This is a genomic window from Ureaplasma ceti, from assembly GCF_040369755.1.
GTDB lineage: Bacteria > Bacillota_I > Bacilli_A > Mycoplasmatales > Mycoplasmoidaceae > Ureaplasma > Ureaplasma ceti.
This window is the reverse complement of record NZ_BAABQM010000009.1, coordinates 1-1,820: the sequence shown is the minus strand read 5'-3', so window position 1 is coordinate 1,820 and position 1,820 is coordinate 1. Positions and strand designations below refer to the sequence as shown.

1 rRNA gene is annotated in these 1,820 nt (G+C 44.4%); it reads left to right on the top strand.

Annotated features, from left to right (window positions below):
- Positions 1-1,820, top strand: a 23S ribosomal RNA gene (locus ABWU82_RS03600); the annotation flags it as partial.

Sequence of the window (1,820 nt, the reverse complement as noted above, 5' to 3'; positions counted from 1 at the left end):
AATCTGCGATAAGCAACGGGGAGCTGATAAGAGGCTGTAATCCGTTGATCTCCGAATGGGGAAACCCTATATAAAGCAATTTATATAATCTTTAACTGAATACATAGGTTATTGAAGCGATACCTGGTGAAGTGAAACATCTCAGTAGCCAGAGGAAAAGAAAACGAATGTGATTCCGTCAGTAGCGGCGAGCGAAAGCGGAACAGGCCAAACCGTAGCAATACGGGGTTGTAGGACTGCAATGTGGACTTAGATATGATAGCAGAATTGGTTGGGAAGCCAAGCCATAGAGAGTGAAAGCCTCGTAAGCGAAATCATATTTATACCTAGCAGTATCCTGAGTACGGCGAGACACGTGGAATCTTGTCGGAATCTGCCCAGACCATTGGGTAAGCCTAAATACTATTATGTCACCGATAGCGCATAGTACCGTGAGGGAACGGTGAAAAGAACCCAGTGATGGGAGTGAAATAGAACCTGAAACCATAAGCTTACAAGGTGTTAGAGCACATTAATGTGTGATAGCGTGCCTTTTGAAGTATGAGCCTGCGAGTTATTGTTGTATGCAAGGTTAAGTAGTAGATACGGAGCCGTAGGGAAACCGAGTCTTAATCGGGCGATTAGTATGCAGCAATAGACGCGAAACGGGATGATCTAGCCATGGGCAGGTTGAAGGTGAAGTAACATTCACTGGAGGACCGAACCCACTTTCGTTGAAACGACAGGGGATGACCTGTGGCTAGCGGTGAAATTCCAATCGAATTCCGTGATAGCTCGTTCTCGCCGAAATATTTTTAGGAATAGCGTTGGATTATGAATGTGTGGAGGTAAAGCGCTGAATCTATGATGGCGTCACCTCGATGTACTGAATAGAATTAAACTCTGAATGCCATACATTTTACTCCAGCAGTCAGACAGTGGGGGATAAGCTTCATTGTCGCGAGGGAAACAGCCCAGATCGTTAATTAAGGTCCCAAATATACACTAAGTGGAAAACGATGTTGAATTTCATAAACAGCAAGGATGTTGGCTTAGAAGCAGCCACCGTTTAAAGAGTGCGTAACAGCTCACTTGTCGAGAGATTCTGCGCGGAAGATGTAACGGGGCTAAGTGTATAACCGAAATTACGGATTTATTGAATTTATTCAATAAGTGGTAGGCGAGCGTTGTATGTTGGGGCGAAGGTAGAGCGTAAGCACTATTGGACTACATACAAGTGAGAATGCAGGCGTGAGTAACGAATGAAAGTAAGAATCTTTCAAGCCGATTGACTAAGGTTTCCTGGGCCAGGTTCGTCCGCCCAGGGTGAGTCGGTTCCTAAGGCCAGGCTGAAAAGCGTAACCGATGGAAAACGGGTTAATATTCCCGTACCAATTATTAGAGTGAAGGAATGACGGAGAAGGTTAATGTGAGCCGGTTATTGGATTCCGGTTTAAATAGTAAGTCGTGAGTATAGGCAAATCCGTACTCTCTAACGATAAGCTATGAATACCATCGAAAGCTTCGGCAAGTAGAGAAGTCACAAACATCATGCTTCCAAGAAAAGTTTCTAACGTTAATTTAATAATTGACCGTACCGAGAACGAACACACGTGGTCAGGTATAAATGTACCAAGGCTAGCGAGTTAACTACAGTTAAGGAACTCTGCAAATTGACTCCGTAAGTTAGCAATAAGGAGTGCTCATGTAATGTGAGCCGCAGTGAATAGCGAGGGGGGACTGTTTAACAAAAACACAGCTCTATGCTAAGTCGCAAGACGATGTATATGGGGTGACACCTGCCCAATGCTGTAAGGTTAAAGAAGAGGGTTAGCGTAAGC